Below are 21,931 nucleotides of genomic sequence, written 5' to 3' on the forward strand. Positions count from 1 at the left end.
AATGGAACAAGCTTAAAACTAATCTTCGCAGGAGGAGAAAGTTTCCCGGCATTGGATAAAAATATTGAAAACATTACCCTTGTCAACGAATACGGACCAACAGAAGGAACCGTATGTGTAACGCTTCACAATTACAAAGAAGATAAAAATCCATTGAATATTGGAGGTGCCATTGCCAATACAACCCTATATGTTCTGGATGCTCAATATCGTCCTGTTCCTGTAGGAGCAGTAGGAGAATTGTTTATCGGTGGAGCAGGCATTGCCAGAGGATATCTGAACAGACCTGAACTTACTGAAGAACGTTTCATGGTAAATCCGTTCCAGATACCAAGAGAGAAAGAACGAAGTGAAAACAGCCGTTTATACAGAACCGGGGATTTAGTTCGCTGGTTGCCAAACGGAGAACTGGAATACAGAGGAAGAAACGACTTCCAGGTGAAAATTCGTGGTCACAGAATTGAATTGGGAGAAATTGAAAATACCTTGCTTCAGTTTGAAGGCATCCGCCAGACAGCAGTATTAGCAAGAGAAAATAAATCAGGCTTAAAATACCTGGCTGCTTATTATGTCTCTGATTCAGCTATTGATGCTAATATTCTTTCTGAATTTGTTTCAGAGTCCCTTCCGGAATATATGGTGCCAGGTGCCTTTGTTCACCTGACTGAACTTCCGCTTACCATTAACGGAAAATTAGACAGAAGAGCATTACCGGAACCTGAATTTACTGCTGGTAAAGATTATGTAGCTGCCGAAACAGAACTTCAGTCTGCACTTTGCCAGATCTATGGTGATGTACTTGGTATTGATCCGGAGACCATCAGTATTCATGATGATTTCTTCAGGCTAGGAGGTGATAGTATTATCAGTATTCAGTTGGTAGGGAAGATCCGCCAGCAGTTAGAAGTAAGATTAAGTGTAAAAGAAGTATTTACAGCCCGAACGGTAGCCTCATTATCTCAGCTTATAGAAGATAAAAAACACGGCAGTGAAGCCACTATTCTTACCGAACAGGGAATTTTGACAGGAGAAGTGCCGCTTCTTCCGGTACAGGAATGGTTCTTCGAACAAAAAGAATCAGGTTATCTTACAGAATTTAATCACTGGAACCAGGCATTCTTAATCAATGTTCCCGAGCTTGACAAAGTTCTTTTTGAACAGGCTGTAGAGCAATTGTTGACGAAGCATGATGCATTCAGGCTAAGATATACAGGCCATACTCAGGAATATAAAACAGGTCAAAAAACTCCTGAAATTAAGTATCTTGATGGATCTGGTTTAAATGCGGAAGAATTAGCTGATATTTTCACAGAATGGCAGTCCCATTTCGATATTGAAAACGGACCTTTATATCAAATCGGATATATCAATGGCTATCAGGACGGAAGTGCAAGAATATTCTTTGCATTCCATCACATTATTATTGATGCGGTGAGTTGGAGAATCCTTACCGAAGATCTGAAAAACATCTACCAGACCCTTGAAAAAGGAGAAAATTACCAGATTCAGAAAGGAAGCAGCTACCGCCAATGGGTAGAAGCCATCAGAACTTATAAAAAAGACAATTCGGAATCCAGAGATCAGGAAACCATCTATTGGAATCATATTGCTGATACAGTTGAAGAAAGCAATTCAACATTATCTGAACTGATTACTAAAGATTATCACCATGGTCATCTTCAGTTGGATAAAGAATCCACAGGAACCCTGATTCGTGGAGTACATCATGTATATCACACTCAGATCAATGATTTACTGTTGTCTGCTTTAGCTTCTGCTCTTACTGAAGTTACCGGAGATGAGCGTCATGCTATTCTACTGGAAGGACACGGCCGTGAAGAAGTATTCAGCCAGTTAGACATTACCGAAACAATGGGCTGGTTTACCACCATGTATCCGGTACAGCTGGAAACAGGAAAATCAGCAAAAGAAACCGTTATTCTCACCAAAGAATCCTTAAGGAGTATTCCGAATAATGGAATTGGTTACGGCAGCCTGATAGGTTACATCAACCGTGAATTACCGAAAATTAGTTTCAATTACTTAGGTCAGCTTGATCAGGATGACACATCCGGAGAGAAAACATGGTTCATTGCTGCTGAAAACAGTGGTGCCGGAGTGGGAGCTTCCAACCGGGACAGCCATTTTGTAAGCATCAACGGGGCTGTAGTGGACGGACAGCTTAGATTCGGAATTTCAGGATACCTTTCTGATGAAAAGATTACCCTTTTAGCCGAAAGCTTCAAACAGAACCTTGAAACTATTATTAAGAACCTTTCAGAAGAAAGCAGAAGTTATCTTACAGTATCAGATGTAGATTATGTAGTAGAAAATGCTCAACTTTCAGCCATTCAGGAGAAAGGAGAAATAGAAGGTGTATTTCTTGCGAACAGCTTACAGGAAGGTTTCGTATACCATGCCCTGAATCAGGGAGAAAAAGATGATGCCTACAGAGTACAGTTAATGTGGGATTATCAGGCTAAAATCAATACAGACAAGCTTAAAAATTCCTGGGAATTAATTCAGGCACAATATCCATCTCTTAGAATTCGATTTGATTGGAATGGAGAAATTGTACAGGTAATTGATAAAGAAGGTCAGTTAGACTGGAGATATGAAGATATCAGTGCGATGTCTGAAAAAGCCCAGGAAGATTTGATCCAGAAAATTACAGATAATGATCGTCTTGAAGTATATGATCTTTCTAAGGGAAATCTTTTCAGAGTGTATCTTTTCAAACGAAACGAAGGACATTACAGCTGCCTGTTCAGTAATCACCATGCTATTCTGGACGGATGGAGTATGCCTGTTATTATGAATAGTGTTCATGATGCCTATCTGCACCAGCTTCACGGTCAGGAACCAACTTTATTAACGGATTCTGCATATGCAGCAAGTCAGAAATATTTACAGGCTAATAAACAGGCAGGGCGCAGCTTCTGGAATCAGTATATGACCCTTCTTGAAGATCAGGAAGACCTGAAAAGTCTTGTAAAAGAGAATCAAAAACACATAGATTTAGGAACTTACCGCCATATTAAAGACCACCAGAAAGTAACAATGCTGGTGAGCGGAGACCGATACAATAGTCTGAAAGACCTTACAAAAGCTCATGGATTAACGGTAAATGCAGTAATGCAATATTTATGGCACAGTCAGTTAAGACTGTACAGCGGATTGCAGACCACAGTAGTAGGAACAACTGTTTCAGGAAGAAACCTACCTATTGATGGGATAGAATCCTCAGCCGGATTGTATATCAATACCTTGCCATTAATTGTGAGCCATGAAGAAGGACGTGTGATAGATCGTATTATGGAAATCCAGAACAGGATCAGTGAGCTAAATTCTCATAGCGATATTAGCCTTGCAGAGCTTCATCATGATGGACGCCGCATTTTCAGCAGCTTATTTGTGTATGAAAACTATCCGGTACCAAAAGGAGGCGGAAATAATGAGTTAGGCTTTGCCTTCAGAGATTCTGTTGAAAAACTGGATTATCCGTTAAGCATAATGGCTTCGGAACAGGGAGATCGTGTGACGCTGAAGATCAACTATGAAGGCTTTATTTTTGAATCGGAAACGATGGCGCAGCTGGTAAAAGGAATGGAATTGATGTTGGATCAGATCGTCAATAATCCTGATATAAACTCAAATAATATTTCATATGTTGTTGATAATCATGTTGATTTGTTGAATTTCTGGAATAATACTGAAGACTTAACAACTTCATATCATACAACCCTTCATCAGCGATTTGAAGAACAGGCAGCCAAAACACCGGATCACACTGCGCTGGTTTACAAAGATATCAGATTGTCTTATAAAGAGTTGAATGACAGATCAAACCGTCTGGCGAACTATCTGCTTCAAACCTACGATCTTCAACCTGATGATCTTGTTCCGTTATGTCTGGAACGTTCAGAAAATATGCTGATTGCTATTTTAGCAGTATTAAAATCAGGAGCAGCCTATGTTCCAATGGATCCTTCCTATCCAACAGAAAGAATAGAGCATATCCTTACAGATACCAATGCCAAAATCATTATCAGTCAGGATAATACAAAAGATAAAGTACAGATACTGGATAAAGCTGAGGTTATTTCACTGGATGATATTGATTTACAGCTGGCCGTTGCAGAAATATCTTCAAAAAATCCTGTTACTTCAGTAGCTCCGGAAAGTCTGGCCTATGTAATCTACACCAGTGGAACCACTGGTCTTCCAAAAGGAGTCATGATTGAGCATAGAAATGCAGTTAATGTAGTAAATCAGGTAAGAGAAGCCTATGGTTTCAGTGAAGGTGAAAAGATAACTGCTTATACCTCATACGTTTTTGATGTTTCAGTGTCTGAATTCTTCAATACATTATTGTTCGGAAACGAACTTCATATCCTGGATGAAGAAACGAAGAAAGATGCAGACTCCATAAGCAGATACCTGTTAACCCATGAAATTGATTACGCGTATTTACCACCTGTAATGCTTTCAGTACTACCACGTATAGAATATCCGGATCTTAAAGGATTACTCTATGCAGGAGAACCTTGTGATTATGAAACAGGTAAATACTGGTCAGAATATACGAAGCTTTATAATCTCTATGGTCCAACCGAAGCAACAATTTATGCAACGTATAAAAAAGTAGAGCATGGTGATGTACAGCTTATAGGCCGCCCTGTAGGAAATTCCACCACCTATATTTTAGATAATTATGGTCGTTTGCTTCCTGTAGGAGCTGTCGGAGAACTCTATTTGGGTGGTGCAGGTATCGCCAGAGGCTATCTGAACAGAGAAGACCTTACAAAAGAAAGATTTGTTGATAATCCTTATCAGACTACAGAACAAAAGAAAACCGGTGAAAACGCACGCTTATACAAAACCGGGGATCTGGTTCGCTATTTAGCAGATGGGAACATAGAATACATTGGCCGTAACGACTTCCAGGTGAAGATTAGAGGGTATAGAATAGAGTTAGGTGAAATAGAAAACAGACTCTCCCAATATCCGCAAATAAGACAATCTGTGGTACTGGCTAAGGATAATACGAATGGAATGAAATACCTTGCCGGATATTATGTTTCAGATACAGCATTAGAGGCAGAAAAACTTACTGCATTTTTATCAGAAACATTGCCGGAATATATGATTCCTTCTGCTTTTATTCATTTAAAATCATTACCATTAACCATCAATGGGAAGCTTGACAGAAAACAGTTACCTGAACCTGAATTTACAGGCGGAAATGAATATACAGCTCCAATAAATAATCTTCAGAAAAAGCTTTGTATTATTTATGGAGAAGTATTGGGAATCAATCCGGAATATATCAGCATTCATGATGATTTCTTCAGATTAGGAGGAAACAGTATCATGGCTATTAAGCTTATTGGTAAGATTAAGCAGGAGCTGGGATTACAAGTGAGTGTGTCAATGGTATTCAATCATAAGACAGTTGCTTTATTGGAAGGAGCCTTAACAGCCAACGACAATGCTGCTGAACAAATTGAAATCATACCTGTTGAGGTGAACTCACCGGAGGAACAGCGTTTATCCTTTGCCCAGGAAAGACTATGGTTTATAGAATCCTACGAAGGCGGAAGCAGTGCTTATAACATTCCAATGACTGTTACTTTGAGCGCAAAAACGGATATCAAGGCTTTAGTTAAGGCTTTGGAGACAGTAATTCAACGTCATGAAGTCCTTCGTACGTTCATTATGACAACAGAAAACGGAGTAGGCTATCAGGTAGTTACCAACCATATTCCGAAAATCAGAACAATAGAGGCCGAAAGCAGAGGAGAGTTGGAAGAATTAGTAAACAGAACTGCTCATAAAGTATTCCGTTTGGATCAAGAAATCCCTATTGAGATCAGTATTTTCAGATTAGATACTACCAGCTATCTTTCAGTGGTTATTCATCACATTGCTTTTGATGGCTGGTCTACCGATCTATTCCTGAAAGAAGTGGCAGAAGCCTATCATGCTATTGCGGGAGGACAGCAGCCGAAACTTCCTGAATTAAAAATCCAATACAGAGATTTCGCATTGTGGCAGCGAAATTATCTTCAGGGAGAACGTCTGGATCGCCAGATTGAATACTGGAAAACAAAACTGGATGACCATCAGAGCTTAGATCTTCCGGTAGACTTCCACAGGCCGGCTGAAATATCCTATGAAGGAGATACCATCGGATTCAATATCCCGGAAGAAACGGCACTTGGGCTGAAAGAAATCTCCAGAAATCTTGGAGTGAGCTTGTACAACGTGATGTTGAGTGGTTACTATCTTACCCTTTCTGCCTATTCAGGTCAGGATGATATCATAGTGGGAAGCCCGATTGCCAACCGTCATTATGCAGGTCTTGAAAATCTTATCGGATTCTTTGTCAATACATTGGCATTGAGAGAGAAAATTGATCCAAAGCAAAATGTCAGAGATTTTATTCTGCAGGTATCAAAATCCGTAACAGAAGCACAGTCTCATCAGGATCTTCCATTTGAAAAACTGGTGGAAGAACTGGGAGTTGAGCAGGATACTTCAAGGCATCCGGTCTTCCAGGTGATGTTTGGGCTTCAGACCAGCAATGGTGGAGAGGTTGCTATCCAGGAAGGAGATGCTATTTTCCAACCCTTTGATGGTGATGTAGACTACCAGGCTGCAAAATTTGATCTTACAACGATGATCAATGAAAGTCCTGATAGCATTCAGATGACCTTCAACTATGCGACTTCCTTATTTAAAAAAGAAACCATAAGCCGTATAGCAGAAACCTATCAATACCTGTTAAGCCAAATGGCAGAGTCTGGAAAATCTGATATAAATAGTTTGAAAATAGGAGAGTTATGCCTTCTTTCAGAAACAGAAAACCAAGAGATCATTGAGATCTGGAATGATAACAGAAAACCATATCAGGATAAAAATACCATTCACCGGCAGTTTGAAGCCCAGGCTGCTAAAACACCTGATGCTACAGCATTGGTATATCAGAATGTTCAGTTATCCTATAAGGAATTGAATGAAAAAGCAAATCAGCTGGCTAATTACCTCATCAGCGAGTATCAGCTTCAGCCGGATGATTTGGTTCCGTTATGCCTTGAACGTTCCGAAGAGATGTTGATTGCCATTCTTGCCGTATTAAAAGCCGGAGCAGCTTATGTTCCGATGGATCCTTCATATCCTGCAGAAAGAATCAGCCATATTCTAAAAGATACAGCAGCTGAGGTAATTCTTATTCATGAAGAAGTAAGAAGTAAGCTCAATGAAGTATCCTCAGATGTAAATCTGGTTTCGCTGAATCATAAAGGATTAATAGAGAAACTGGCAGTAGCAGATCATCATAATCCCGTTGCAGAAGTCCATTCAGGAAATCTTGCTTATGTAATCTATACCAGTGGAACCACAGGACTTCCAAAAGGAGTAATGATTGAGCATAAAGGAGTGATCAATCTGATCGATGCAATGACAGAAGTTCATCAGCTTGAAACATATCAGAATGTGGGAGCTTATTCCAATTATGTGTTTGATGCCTTTGTATACGAGATATTCCCATCTTTATGCAATGGAAATACTCTTTGGTTGTACAGCAATAATTTGAGAACTTCAGTGAATGAGCTCAATGACTATATTAAAGCCAATACCATAGAAGTTTCCTTTATTCCACCAGTCCTGCTGAAGGAAATTGTGGATAATGGAACAAGCTTACAGCTGATCCATGCAGGAGGAGAAAGTTTCCCGGCTTTAGATAAAAATATTGAGAATATTACCCTTATCAATGAGTATGGACCAACGGAAGGAACAGTATGTGTAACCCTTCATAACTACAAGGAAGATAAAAATCCATTGAACATTGGAAAAGCGATTGCGAATACAAGTTTATATGTTCTTGATAACCAATATCGCCCTGTTCCGACAGGAGCAGTAGGAGAGCTATACATAGGTGGAGCCGGTATTGCAAGAGGATACCTGAACAGGCCTGAACTTACTGAAGAACGCTTTATGGTAAATCCGTTCCAAACAGCAGATCAGAAAGAAAGAGGAGAAAACAGCCGTTTATACAAAACAGGAGATTTGGTTCGCAGATTAGCGAATGGAGATCTGGAGTATATGGGAAGAAATGACTTCCAGGTGAAGATCCGTGGCCATAGAATTGAGTTAGGTGAAATTGAAAACACATTACTCAGCTATGAAGGAATTCGCCAGGCTGCCGTATTGGTCAAAGAAAATAAAGGAGGAATAAAATACCTGGTTGGATATTATGTGTCTGATCCGGTAATTGATCCGCAGCTGCTTTCAGAATTCCTGATGGAAACACTTCCGGATTATATGATCCCGAATGTTTTCGTTCACCTTGAACAACTTCCTTTAACCATCAACGGAAAACTGGATCGAAGACAACTTCCTGAACCTGAATTTACGGGTATTTCAGAATATGCAGCTCCTGTAAATGAATTGCAGAAAAAACTGACAGAGATCTACGCTGAAGTGCTGGGTATTGATGTCGAAAGCATAAGCATTCACGATGACTTCTTCAGATTAGGAGGAAACAGTATCATGGTGATTAAGCTGATCAGCAGAATAAGAGCTTTATTGGATATTCAGATCAAAATCCTGGATATTTTTAAAGAAAGAACCATCAGCAAATTATCGGTAATTCTTGCTAAGAATAACAAAGAATATAAAACGATATCCACACTGGGCGGGATTAATAATAAACCTAATATTTTCCTTATTCACCCGGGAAATGGAGGAAGCGAAGTTTATCAGTCTCTGGCAGAAAAGCTTACATCAGAATATGACTGCTATGGAGTAGACTCCTATAACCTGTACCATGAAGAGAAAATTGATAATCTCAACAGGCTAGCCAATTATTATTTGGAGCATATTGAGGTCATACAGGAGCAGACAAATCAGGATGAATACATTTTGCTGGGATGGTCTCTGGGTGGAAATATTGCATTGGAGATCGCTGCTGAGCTGGAAAAAAGAAGGCATCAAAAAATTAAGGTTTATTTGCTGGATACGATCCTGTATGCATCAGATCAGACATTAATAGATTTCCTTTCATTCCCCACAGATGAAGAATTAAGTAATAGGCTAGCTGTTCCGATTGGTGACAGTCATTTTATAGCCACCAAAAACTTCATGTCAGCAGAGTTTACCATTGCAAAAGAGCCTATTTCCAATACTCTGAAATCAACCCAGGTTGTATTGCTGAAAGCAATGCAGAGCGGAGATACATTCAATGAATCATTTAATAACCACATTAAAAATTCAATGTACAATAATATAGATTCGATCATGGAAAACAGAGATCTACTTTCTGTGTACCCTATTGAAGCTTCGCATCAGATGATGCTGGAGAAAGAAGAGCAGATCCTGGATATTATTAATCAAACCGTTAGAAAATAAAAAAGACATGGGAGATCTCGGTCTCCCATACTTTCATGTAAAAGAGAAAAGAAAAAACCTATGAACAGAATAACATCATCCAAACCACAGATATTTTTATTACACTATGCCGGCGGAGACAGGAATTCTTTCCGCCCTTTAATAGAAGAATTACAGTCACAATTCCAGATCGAAACACCGGAACTCCCGGGAAGAGGAAACCGGATGTCAGAACCCCCTTTAAAAGATAAACAAGAAGCCATAGCAGACATATTGATCCAGATAAAACGTACCCGACAAAAAGATGTTCCTTATTTGATCTACGGTCACAGCATGGGAGCTATTTTGGGTTTTGAAATTTGCCACGCTATGGAAAAAGAGAACGATGCTCCCGTACATTTTGTTGCTACCGGATATCCGGGGCCGGGCATAAAAAATACTCCGCTTATTGCAGACCTTCCCAAAACAGAATTCTTCGCTGAAGTAAGAAAACTGGGCGGGATTTCCGATGAGGTAATGCAGTATGAAGAATTATTAGACTTCTTTGAGCCCCTACTGAGAGGAGACTTCGGGCTTCTGGAAAATAAGAATAACCAGACCCCTGATATAAAAATACAGACTCCAATCTTTGCGGTAATGGGGAAGAGTGAAAAATATGCCCTGAATATAAGAAACTGGGCCAAGTATACAGAAGCATCCTGTGAATGTCAGATTGTAAATGGAAACCATTTCTTCATCAATCAGAATTTCAATTATCTGGCTCAAGTTATCAAAAACCTGATGAATGCCGCAATGGCCAAATAATGCCTTATTCATCATAAAATAAAACCTCATATATGCCTGGAAAAAAAGAATACGCATTAACCTTTATCTATATTACAATCCTGATTGATATTATTGGGATAGGAATTGTTGCTCCTGTACTGCCCACCCTCATTTTAAAACTATCAAAGGGGAACTTAAGTACTACTACACAATATATTGGCTGGTTTATCTCCATCTATGCCTTAATGCAATTTATATTTGCTCCTGTGTTGGGAGGCCTTAGTGACCGGTATGGAAGACGTCCATTATTGTTATGGTCTTTATTAGGACTTGGAATTGATTATTTGATTCTTGCCATAGCACCCAACCTCATGTGGCTGTTTGCAGGAAGAATAATAGCAGGAATTATGGGATCCAGTATGACCACCGCTACAGCCTATGTCTCAGATGTCAGTACTCCTGAAAAGAAAAGTCAGAATTTCGGGATGATAAGCGCGGTTGCAGGACTTGGTTTAATAATAGGCCCCCTGATCGGAGGTGTGCTGGGGCAGTACGGAGAACGAATTCCCTTCTATGCCGCCGCCGCACTGAGCCTGCTTAATGTACTATATGGTTTCTTTGTTCTGCCGGAATCACTTAAAGAGAACAACCGGAGACAGTTCTCCTGGAAAACAGTAAATCCGGTAGGAGCTATGAAAAGTATTAAAAAAGAAATACTTTCTCCCTCCCTTATTATTGCTTTTGTATTTATTGCTTTGTCGGGACACGCTATGCAAAGCACCTGGAATGTATATGGGATGGAAAAATTTCACTGGAAGGCAGATATGATAGGGTATTCATTAGGTTTTTTTGGTGTTTTAATGGTAATATCCCAGGGACTATTCATCGGATTATTCATTAATAAACTGGGGCAGAAGAAATCTGTTATGATTTGTTTGTTGATGTATTGTGTCAGTTTGTTATTGTTTGCATTCATCAATGCATCATGGATGGCTTTTGTAGTTATGGTTCCTTATGCATTAGGAGGAATGGCTACTCCTATCCTTCAAAGTTTAATATCTTCCAATGTACCTGATCATAAACAAGGATTATTGCAGGGAAGTTTGTCCAGTATCGGGAGCATTACTGCTGTCTTTGGCCCCCTTATGATGACAGGGGTATTTGCTTATTTTACTTCCGGTAAAGCACCGGTTTTCTTTAGTGGGGCTCCCTTTATCTTTGCCGCATTTTTTGCTTTCATTGGAAGCTGGAGCATTTATTCATCATTCTCCCGGCAAAAATAGAAATAGACTCGAAATAATAATAGGTAATATTTTATATTCGTTATACAATGGGCTATTTTTTAATGAGCCCTTTTTGCTGTTTAAAAAAAAATGCTGGCTGAGCCTCAGCGGGACATCACCCCGGAACAAAGTGCAGCTATATTAAGAAATCTTCCCATCATTCATTACAGGAAAAAATAATAAATCAATATCTTTGAAAAGAAAAAGCAAATGATGATTCTGCTACGTACAGAATTTCGCTTTTCCCAATAAAATTATGGAACAGATTAAATTAATTGTGACGGACATGGATGGGACATTTCTCAACTCCAGCCATGAAATGAGCCCTGAGTTTGCAGAAGTTTATAAAGAACTGAAAAAAAGAAATATTGTATTTGTACCCGCAAGCGGAAGACAGATGCCGGGCATTACCCATTATTTTGGAGAAATAGAAAGTGAGATCGGTTTTATTGCTGAAAACGGTGGATACGTTATCTATAAAAATCAGGAGCTTTTTGCCGATACGCTTGAATATCAGTATATTGTTGATATTATTAAAGCTGTCCGCGAAATACCGGGTGCCAAAGCCGTATTATCAGCTAAAAAGATGGCTTATTATGAAACCGAAGATCAGAAGTTTGTAGACTTTTTCTCAAAATATTATACCGAAAACATGAAAAAGGACGACCTGACGGAAAAAATTGATGATACCGCCTTTAAAATAGCGGTTTATCACCCGGAAGGTTCCGAAAAATATCTGTATCCGGCCCTTAAAAGATTTGAGGAATTCGGCCTGGAAGTGGTGGTTTCAGGAGCACATTGGCTGGATGTTATGAATAAGGATATCAATAAAGGAAATGCTCTGAAAATCCTTCAGAAATCGCTGGGAATCTCACCTGAAAATACAATGGCTTTCGGGGATTATATGAACGACATAGAAATGCTGAAGAATGCCAAATATTCTTACGCCATGAAAAATGCCCATCCGAATGTGAAACAGGTAGCAAGTTTTGAAGCTTGTACCAATGATAGCTTCGGAGTTCTAAAAACGATTAAGGATTATTTGCATCTGAATTAATACCGCCATCTGGGTGTTTATTCTGAAAAGTTTCTCTTTTGAATACTTTTTTTATCATAAAATATATGGAATGTTCTCATATCCATTTATCTGGCAAGCAGAAGTTGATGAACAAAGTATTCCTTATTGTATTATTACAGTAGACAAAAAGCTTTTGCCATGCAGGATTGAAGTTAAATTTATTTAATAAAAATACAGAAAAAAGTTGGAGTTAAAGAAAAAGTTTCTATCTTTGCAGTCCCTTAAATAAAGGGATTTTGTTAAAAACAAAGGCCGACTCGGTAGCTCAGCTGGTAGAGCAATACACTTTTAATGTATGGGTCCTGGGTTCGAATCCCAGCCGGGTCACTTAAGGAGACAACTACTAAAGGTTGTCTCTTTTTTTTCTGCATATATTGATCAAATCAAGGAGTTAAAAGTAATTGATAATAAACAGATAATTGCAAAGTTACTTTTTAGTTTCTTGATCTGGCAGTTATATGCATCAGAAGTCAATAAGCTAATTTTTCATCCTATCAATCACATTTTTTTTGTAGAACTTTCCAATCGGCAGGTTTGTCCCGTTTTTTAAAAATAATTCGCCACCAGCAATTTTGGAAATCTCCTTCAATGCAACCAGATAAGACTTATGGATTCTGACAAACATTTTGGGATCCAGTTTGTTTTCTACTTCCTGTGTAGTGATCTGGCTCATATACATTTTCTCAGCCGTGAAAAATTTTACATAATTGCCGTAACTCTGGGTATAGTATATCGAACTAAAGTCCAGTTTCACGATTTCATTATCCACTTTTATAACAAGGTGGTCAGCTTTTGATACAGGATAGTCTGCGTTGTTATTGGCCTGCTCTAAAATTCTTTTAGTTGACCCCAAACGGTTGATTACTTTATCAATTGCTGAAAGGAAGGTTTTAAAATCAAATGGTTTAACCAGGTAATCAACCACATCATATTTATAGGATTCCAGTGCATATTCTTTGTAGGCAGTAGTGAGGATCACAAAAGGTTTATTAGACATCGCTTCGAGCATTTCCATTCCCGTTAGACCAGGCATATTGATATCAAGAAACATAATATCCACCTGGTTATTATATACATATTCCATTGCTTCTACAGCGGTGTAAAAGGATCCGTTAAGTCTAAGTTGCTTAAGCTGGTTGATAAAATGCTCCAGTACGCGGTGGGCACCTTCTTCATCGTCAATAATAATACAATTTAACTGGTTCATATAAGCTGTTTTTGGAGTGGGATTATAAGCGCTGTTTCATAAGTGGTTTCAAACTGCTTTTCATTGAGGCTGAAATCACCATTGTATATAAAAGATAATCTTTGTTTAAGGTTATTCAGACCTACCTGTGTAGACGGTTTCTTAAGTTTTTTATCTGCCAGCGAATTATCAATGGTCATCAACAACTTATCGGATTTTAGTTCAATGTGAATATAAACAAACCAATTGGACAGGTTCTGGCTATGCTTAAAGCTGTTTTCGACCAGGATAATAAGAAGCAGGGGGGAGATTTGCCATACATTCATTTCCTCCGATGAATGATTGCATATAAACTGTATATCACATCTTTTACCGATTCGTTCTCTTTCCAAATCAATATAATTCCGAATGAAATTGATCTCGTCTGCCAGTGAGACTTTCGGAACGTTGCCATTTTCTATCTGGTAACGCATTAGCTCAGATAATTTGACAATAAGTCCCGGAGTCCGGTCCGGTTCCGTTAAGCTCACTCCATACAGGTTATTGAGCATATTAAAGAAAAAATGTGGATTTAGCTGTGCATGAAGGAATTTTAGATTCATTTCATTGAGCAGAATCTGGTCCATACTTCTACGCTGTACTTCTAAGGCGTAACTCTGCATCAGTGACAGAGCCATTATGGTTGCTGTACTGATGATACAAATCACAAAATGATATAGGAAACCAAGTGCCAGTTCACCTGGTTCAAAAAAATCAGGTTGAATCCAGTAGATGTTTGCAATAAAGAGAACAGATGCACCTGCCAGAATAACAGCTAACGAGTAAAAAATATAGCTGAAATATTTCCTGAGCAGATAAAATCTGAAGATAAAAAACCGATGAATCTGAGCCTGTACATACAGGATTACAAAAAAGACAAGGCCTTTTAAAAAATTTTCAAGGGAATTAATGAACAACCACTCGTGAAGCATAGTAAGAATATACATCGAACAGAAGATGATAATCTCCTGTCTCCATCTTTTTCGTTTGCTGATTGTCGTTGTATTCATAATATAAGTGCCATTTTCAGATTCCAGATCATCATTGCTTATCACAAAATTTCATTGTATCATTTTCATCTTTCAAAATTCAGAAAATAAAAGTAATCCGGAAAATTAAAATGACAAACGTTTTTTGACATTTAATCAGGCCTATTCGTCAGTTTTATTTTTAAGCCCGCTGTATATGATTTTGTTTTGCAGTACTAAATTTTTGCAAATGAAAGAATTATTGAAAAACTTATGGAGGCAAATGATGGTGCTTACGGTCTTGTTAAATACAACACTTGTAATGGCCCAGACAGCAGCAAATGAAGTTGAAATTAAAGGAACTGTTATAAGCGGAAATGAAAATGTGGTACTGGCAGGAAGCACGGTGGTTATCAAAAATGCTGACGGGCGAATGGTAAGTTCGATGAACACGCGCAAAGATGGAACATTTAGCTTAAAAGTGAAGCCTTTGACAACGATCACTGTTGTCATTAATTATATTGGTTTTAACGACTATAATTCTGGTGCTATAACAATGAAACAAGAGGACATTGATCTTGGAAGAATATATCTGGATACAAAAAGTAACTTGCTTGAGGGAGTTACAGTAGTAGCAAGCCGGAAAAAGCCTTTGGTTCAAAGTGCTAGAGACAAGCTTATCTATAATGCTGCTTCGGACATCAGTAATAAATCAGGAAATGCAGCAGATGTATTGCGTAAAGCACCGATGTTGACTGTTGGGGCCAATGGTGACCTTAAGTTGCGGGGAAACTCTAATATTAAAGTCCTTATTAATGGAATACCTTCACGCATAATGGCAAAGAATCTGAAGGAAGCATTAAAAATGATTCCTGCAAGTTCAATTGTCTCTGTGGAGGTTATTACGAATCCGTCTTCTAAATATGAGGCAGAAGGTGCTGCTGGGGTCGTGAATATCATTACAAAAAAGAAATTAAAGGGAACCAGTGGAACTCTGGATATGACCGGAGGAAACCTGGAGCACACAGGAAATTTATCACTAAATATGAGTTCAGGTAAATTCAATTTTTCCGCTATGGGCAACTATAGTGTGGAACGTGAAAGAACGACTTCTTCTCTTACCAGGACAAATCTTAATAATGGAAAACAAATGGGATCCCTTTTTCAGGAATCAAATATGTTACAAACTACAAAGGGTGGTTCTGCGAGCCTTTCAGCTCAATATAAAATAGATTCCCTGCAGACCCTGGAAGCAAACTATTCTTATTGGAATGGTTCGTGGCCACAAAATGGTGGATTATATAATCGATATACTACTGCAAACCAATATCAGGAGTATAGACAAAAAACTGAGCAAAGCGGTAAATTCAATTTTTCAGAATGGGTCTTGAATTATCAGAAAAAATTTCACCGGGAAGGGCAGGAATTACAGATAATAGGTCAGGTTTCTACGGCCGCTGATGTTTCAAACTATACCACCGAACAGTATAAACCGGATGGTAAACCGGCCTTTATAGAGCAGGGACCCAATAACAGCAAGGAAAGAGAGTGGAGTGTTCAGGCTGACTATTCACACCCATTCGGGCAGGAAGGTAAGACATCACTGGAGACGGGTGTGAAATATCTGGGAAATACCTCCAGGAGCGTATATGAAGTTCTTAATAGTGCACTGCCTGTAGATCCAGATCGCTCGGGAAGTATGCAGTATAGACAGCAAATTTTTTCAGCTTATGCCACTCTAAATTTTGATCTTGGAAATGATTGGTCCTTACGCCCTGGAATCCGCTTTGAAAATACAGATATCAATGCGACATTTCAGAATAATGCCCCTTACACGAGAAAATTTTCTAATTGGGTACCCAATTTATTGGTCGTAAAAAAATTAGGAGAGCGTCATGAAGTAAAATTAGATTATAATGAAAGAATCCGTCGCCCGTGGATCATGGATCTGAATCCTTACGCCAATGCAGCCGATCCGTTAAATATTATAAAAGGAAACCCGTATCTGAAGCCTGAGTTGACCAGAAAGCTGGAACTTTCCCATACGTATACAGGAACTAAGAATACATTATTGACAAGCAGTCTGTATTACAGCGCCAATAAAAGTGCAGTAGAACAGATTACCAGGGTTGATGAGAAGGGGATTTCGTACACCATGCCGGATAATATCGGTGAAAGCACACGAATGGGACTGAATGTAAATACGGTTTTTAATCCCGTTAAAAACTGGACTGTCAACGCAGGTGCAGAGATATTCCATTTGAAATTCCGAAGTAGTTCCTTAGGTCTTAAGAACGATGGAACATTTTTTAATTCCAGTATCAGCAATACAATTAATCTGATGAAGGATCTTCAGTTCAGTGCTTCAGCAGATTATGGAAATGGTTTTATCACACTACAGGGCAAAAATTCGGCTAATTACTCCTATCGTTTTGCGTTGAAGAAAGATTTGATGAATAATAAGGCAAGTCTTACATTAGCGGTAATCAATCCATTCCAGAGCAATTTCAGGGAAACAGTGTATGCTTTTGCTCCTACTTTCCAAAGTACACAGATCAACAGATTTTATAACAGAGCAGCAACGTTAACGTTTAGCTGGCAATTTGGAGGATTAAGTGCTTCAAAAGAAAAAGACAGCCATTTTCCGGATCAGTCGGATGACAAATCTCTAAGAAGGAGAAGAAAGTAAAATTATTAATATGTGGTTTATGACCTAAGACGATATGCAAATGTTAACATCAAATACATTTTTTAAATGAATATATCAAGTATAAATAATATTTACCATCAAGAAAAATACTCCAGTACTTTTCTTGATCAGGCAACTCAAGTGACTACTGGGCTGAATGTTTTTACAGATCAACAAAATGAAGCGATAAAAGATCACCGGGAATTATATCCACGTGGCGGAATAATATTCTCCGAAACTTGTTAATGAACTTGCAGTAGTTTCTAAATATGACGAAGGATGTATAGATGATGACTTTGCCTGCAAGGAAATGATGAGCATCTTTTCTATGTCTTTGGCACTCAGTCTATGCTGCTCAGAAATATAAACAAGACATCTTCCTGAATTTAGCAACAATCATAAAAAAATAGTAATAATAAATTTATCATGAATAAAAAAGCCTTTGTAATTATTCCCATCGTTTTCCTCGGGTTAGCAACGGGCTGCGGTCCTGTTAAAGAAGGAAAAGAAGTTGTACAGGCATATCCGGTTAAACAACCCATAAGTATTGATACAATAATTAATAAGGAGTTTGTCACGACAATTACTTCTCTGAAAAAAATAGAGGTACGTGCACAGGAAAAAGGCTTTTGGGAAAGAATATGAAAGAGCACGTTTCATTATACCGTATTTACGGTTTTTTCAGACCTTATAGATGGCAGTTACTTGGTTCCATAGCGCTTATCTTTATCGGAGCAGGAGCAGGAATGGCGATGCCATTTTTATTACGGAGCATCATTGATGATGCGCTTCCTCATGCTAACATGCAGTTATTGGTCACATTAGTTATTGCCATGGTTCTGGTAACCATTGTTTCTGCTGTAATCAATATGGTTCAGACAATAATTTCAACGAAAATCGGACAATCTGTGCTTCATGATCTCCGGGTAAAGCTGTATTCACATTTACATTCCCTTTCATTGAACTTTTTCACAGATACGCGTGGTGGTGAAATTCAGTCCCGCATTACACAGGATATAGGATCATTGCAGGAACTTGTTTCCAACACTGCGCAGGAAGCTACTAAAAATCTAAGTATTGTGATCATGACAGTCATTGCTATGTTTCTGTTGGATTGGAAACTTTCATTGTTTTCACTAACTGTTGTCCCATTAACATTACTGTTGAGTAATTGGGTGGGAGCATTACGGGAAAAAGTTGCAGAAAAACAAAGACAAAAACTGGCCGATTTATCCTCAGAAATAAGTGAAACCCTGTCAGTACCAGGTATAATTCTTTCCCGTACAATGGGGAAGTCAGGATTTCTGATCAGTAAATTTTCAAAAACATCCAAAGATGTTGCGGATTTGGAAGTTCACTCGCGTACTTCCAATGAATGGCAATGGCAGATTATTTATTTGTTGCTGACCATTCTTCCGGCACTGACTTTACTGTTGGGTGGGCTTAGAACACAAGGTGGAAATCATGTTTCAATTGGTACGCTTATGGCGTTAATTGCACTACAGGAACAATTGACATTCCCATTGCAGGAGCTGCTTCGTACAAGTATTGAAGTGCGTAAAACCCGTGTATTGTTTTCCCGTATATTCGAGTATCTGGATATACCTTCTCAGGTCCGTAAGCTGTCAGAAGCAGTTGTGTTAAATAAAAAGACAGTTAAAGGTGATATAAAACTTAAAAATGTCAGTTTTTCATATGAAGGTGCAACCCAGCTGTTGTCGGATATAACAATTGACATTCCGGGTGGCAGCCATGTTGCTATTGTTGGGGCTACAGGTTCCGGGAAGACGACTGTTGGCTATCTTATTGCAGGGCTTTATGAAGCAGATAGAGGAGCTATTTATATTGATGGTATTGATATCAGGAAGTTAAGCTCTCATTCACTTACAGATATTCTTGGCGTAGTTTCACAGGATCCTTACCTGCTCAATGGGACGATAAAGGAAAATTTGCTTTTTGCCAATCCCCGAGCTACTGACCTGGAGTTGATTAATGCTGCTAAGATTACGAAGCTGCATGACTTTATTATCAGCCTTCCATTACAATATGATACACCGATAGGAGAGCATGGTTATCGCTTTTCAGGGGGGGAAAAACAAAGACTTTCCCTGACAAGGACATTGTTAAGAAAACCAGCTATTATCATTATGGATGAAGCTACAAGTGCATTGGATACAATTACTGAACGTCATCTATCAAGTGCCTTAAGTGAATCGATGCATAATGTTACTACTATAACAATTGCACATCGGTTATCTACTGTGCGTCATGCAGATCAAATTGTGGTAATGCATCTTGGCAGCATTGTAGAGAAAGGAACCCATCAACAACTGCTTGAGAAGAATGGCTATTATACTAAACTTTTGGAATCAGATAGGAGTTAGCTACAATAATGGATGAATAAGTATTAAAATGCCAGAATAGCACAAATGTTTAAATAGGTTGTTGATTAGATGGCTGAAGCCCTGATATTAATGTCAGGGCTTAGTATTGTTTGAGAATAAATTAAAGATTAAAAAGTAACTATTTACAAGTAAATAAACTTAAAGCCACTGAAATTTCAGTGGCTTTTTAACTAAAACATTACTGACCCGGTATATAAAATTGATTCTGTCTTTGAACTTTACAATATAAAGTAATGATTCGTATAGAATAATCACACTATTTTAATAATAAATAATGTAACAAATTAAAGCGAAAACAGTCTTATTGTAAAAACTGAAGAGAGAAAGCCAGAATCTGTTAAACAACTTCAGCAAGTATACATTAAAAAGACCTGAATCAGACAAGGATTAGTTTGAGCAACAAAATGGAAGGATCAAATAACGTATAAATCATAATGCATGGAATAAAGTTATTTCCTGATTAGATGATAAATTATGTATATTTATAACACAATTGGCATGAAAAATGTGGAATATGTGCTTTATAAGGCTGCTTTTTTAAGATATGTGCTTAGGTAGGTATATAGCCATGATAGAGAAAAATTAAAATTGGATTGTATCATTAAAAAATATTCAAAAGCTATAATGAAAATGATAGCCTGTACACTGTACACAGGCTTGTTATTTATTGTTTCATGCCAGCAGAAGGCTTCTGATAAAAAAGATATAGAAGTTTTTGATACGTCTCTGACAGAACGCAATACGGCACTCCATCTTTCCGGTGAATATGAAGCGCTGATCCGTCTTAATGTGGATTATCTGAAAAAAGCTGCCAAATTAAAATATAATGCAGGCAAAGGACTTTGCTATCTCAATATAGCAGATGTAAATGTATCTGCGGGAAACTATGAAAAAGCCTTGTTTTTCTTCAATAAAGCAGAACAAAAACTTACTAATTCTGAAAATAAGTACCATAAAGCTTTATTTTATAATGACTATAGTCTGTACAATTCTCACCTGAAATTATATGATAAGGCAATAGAATATAACAATAAAGCATTTCGTTATCTAAAGGAAGCCAAAGAATCGCCCCTGAAAAATAAGCTGCTTCCCAGGCTGTATGTGAACAAAGGAATTTATTTTGCGCGTAAAGGCTGGTATGGCACCTCCTTGAAGTGTTTCCTGAAAGCTAATGAGCTGGAAAATTCTGCGTATACCAACTGTATGGTGGCCCAGTATTATTTGTTTGTCAATGAGCCCGGCTCTGCACAGATGTATATTGCCTGGGCGGCTGAAAAAATGTCTGCCCAAAAAACCAGTGATGTGGAATCTCTTTGGGTTTACTATACCATGGGCTATTATTATAATGAAATAAATAGCAGTGATGAAGCTGAAGCGTCATTAAAAAAAGCACTTGAAATCAATATTAAAACAAGGCGCACCTATTCTTCCCATATAGAAGGAGTGTATAAATCATTATCCGAATTATACAAAAAAAAGAATGATGGAGGTAAAGCTTATTTTTATTTGAAAAAATATATGGAGGAGGAAGGAAGACTTGATGCGGCGAGATTGGCCACTATGAATAAAACAACAGAAAACTTTATTTCAGCAATGGAAAAAGATTCAGAATGGCATAAAAATGATCTCCCCCTGTTTGTTGCCTTGTCTATTACAGTTCTTACAATCTCCGGAATCTATATTCAGAAAATGATAAAAATGCTGAGGGCAAAAAAAATAACCCTGAAACAGGAAACCGAAGAGCTGAAACATACTATATATCATAAAATGCTGCAGGAAGTAACTGAGCTTGCCAAAAAGAATGACTCTTCATTTTTGCTGAAATTCAAAGAATTGTACCCGGATTTTATCAGTGCACTTTTAAAGATCAATCCGGACCTTGAGAATTCTGAACTGGTTTTCTGTGCCATGCTGAAATTAAAGTTCTCGTCTAAAGAAATCGCAGATTATACATTCGTTCAACATAAATCTGTACATCAGAAAAAATACAGAATCAGGAAAAGACTGAATATCCCGGGTGATGAAGACATTTATAATTTCTTTGAAAAATTAAGTGCTTAATGCCTGTACAAGAAACAATGGGACATTTAAAAATAATATAATAGAGGAGACAGCCTAAAAACCATTT

The 21,931-nt window shown here is 38.1% G+C and carries 10 protein-coding genes and 1 tRNA gene (1 of these 11 only partly in view); 9 read left to right on the forward strand and 2 right to left on the reverse strand.

The features are described 5' to 3' along the window. The 5 genes from OK18_RS15970 to OK18_RS15990 form a co-directional block, all read left to right on the forward strand. Positions 1–9,411: the end of a non-ribosomal peptide synthetase gene (locus tag OK18_RS15970; protein ID WP_082129212.1), read on the forward strand. Its footprint begins 34,854 nt before the window's first position; the window shows 9,411 of its 44,265 coding nt (coding positions 34,855–44,265); its start codon lies beyond the left edge, outside the window; its stop codon occupies positions 9,409–9,411. A 60-nt stretch (positions 9,412–9,471) separates the two neighbouring features. Continuing rightward, positions 9,472–10,194 (forward strand): thioesterase II family protein, encoded by a 723-nt coding sequence (locus OK18_RS15975; RefSeq protein WP_053328644.1) that lies wholly within the window; start codon positions 9,472–9,474, stop codon positions 10,192–10,194. A gap of 32 nt (positions 10,195–10,226) precedes the next feature. After that, entirely contained in the window at positions 10,227–11,438 is a 1,212-nt protein-coding gene (locus tag OK18_RS15980; protein ID WP_053328645.1) for a TCR/Tet family MFS transporter, read from the forward strand. Between the two features lie 256 nt (positions 11,439–11,694). Next, a complete protein-coding gene (locus tag OK18_RS15985) occupies positions 11,695–12,495 on the forward strand; it encodes an HAD family hydrolase (protein ID WP_053328646.1) in 801 nt (266 codons plus the stop codon). Between the two features lie 275 nt (positions 12,496–12,770). Next, positions 12,771–12,843, forward strand: a tRNA-Lys gene (locus tag OK18_RS15990). 151 nt (positions 12,844–12,994) lie between these two features. Here OK18_RS15990 and OK18_RS15995 read toward each other — a convergent pair. Further along, a complete protein-coding gene (locus OK18_RS15995) occupies positions 12,995–13,723 on the reverse strand; it encodes a LytR/AlgR family response regulator transcription factor (protein ID WP_053328647.1) in 729 nt (242 codons plus the stop codon). Continuing rightward, positions 13,720–14,751, reverse strand: coding sequence for a sensor histidine kinase (locus tag OK18_RS16000; protein WP_156173311.1), 1,032 nt, complete (start codon positions 14,749–14,751; stop codon positions 13,720–13,722). Before OK18_RS16000 ends, OK18_RS15995 begins: the two co-directional genes overlap by 4 nt. 208 nt (positions 14,752–14,959) lie before the next feature. On the opposite strand from OK18_RS16000, the gene OK18_RS16005 reads away from it, so the two are divergent. The 4 genes from OK18_RS16005 (at position 14,960) to OK18_RS16025 (ending at position 21,864) form a co-directional block, all read left to right on the forward strand. Next, on the forward strand, positions 14,960–17,398 hold the full coding sequence (locus OK18_RS16005) for a TonB-dependent receptor domain-containing protein (RefSeq protein WP_053328649.1): 2,439 nt from the start codon (positions 14,960–14,962) through the stop codon (positions 17,396–17,398). A 426-nt stretch (positions 17,399–17,824) separates the two neighbouring features. Further along, complete coding sequence (locus OK18_RS16015; protein WP_053328650.1) at positions 17,825–18,043, forward strand: hypothetical protein; 219 nt, start codon at positions 17,825–17,827, stop codon at positions 18,041–18,043. Beyond that, positions 18,040–19,782, forward strand: coding sequence for an ABC transporter ATP-binding protein (locus tag OK18_RS16020; RefSeq protein ID WP_053328651.1), 1,743 nt, complete (start codon positions 18,040–18,042; stop codon positions 19,780–19,782). The genes OK18_RS16015 and OK18_RS16020 overlap by 4 nt, the downstream gene beginning before the upstream one ends. Before the next feature lie 651 nt (positions 19,783–20,433). After that, positions 20,434–21,864, forward strand: coding sequence for a tetratricopeptide repeat protein (locus OK18_RS16025; protein ID WP_167336371.1), 1,431 nt, complete (start codon positions 20,434–20,436; stop codon positions 21,862–21,864). Positions 21,865–21,931 lie beyond the last annotated feature (67 nt).

Source organism: Chryseobacterium gallinarum (genome assembly GCF_001021975.1).
Taxonomy (GTDB): Bacteria; Bacteroidota; Bacteroidia; order Flavobacteriales; family Weeksellaceae; genus Chryseobacterium; species Chryseobacterium gallinarum.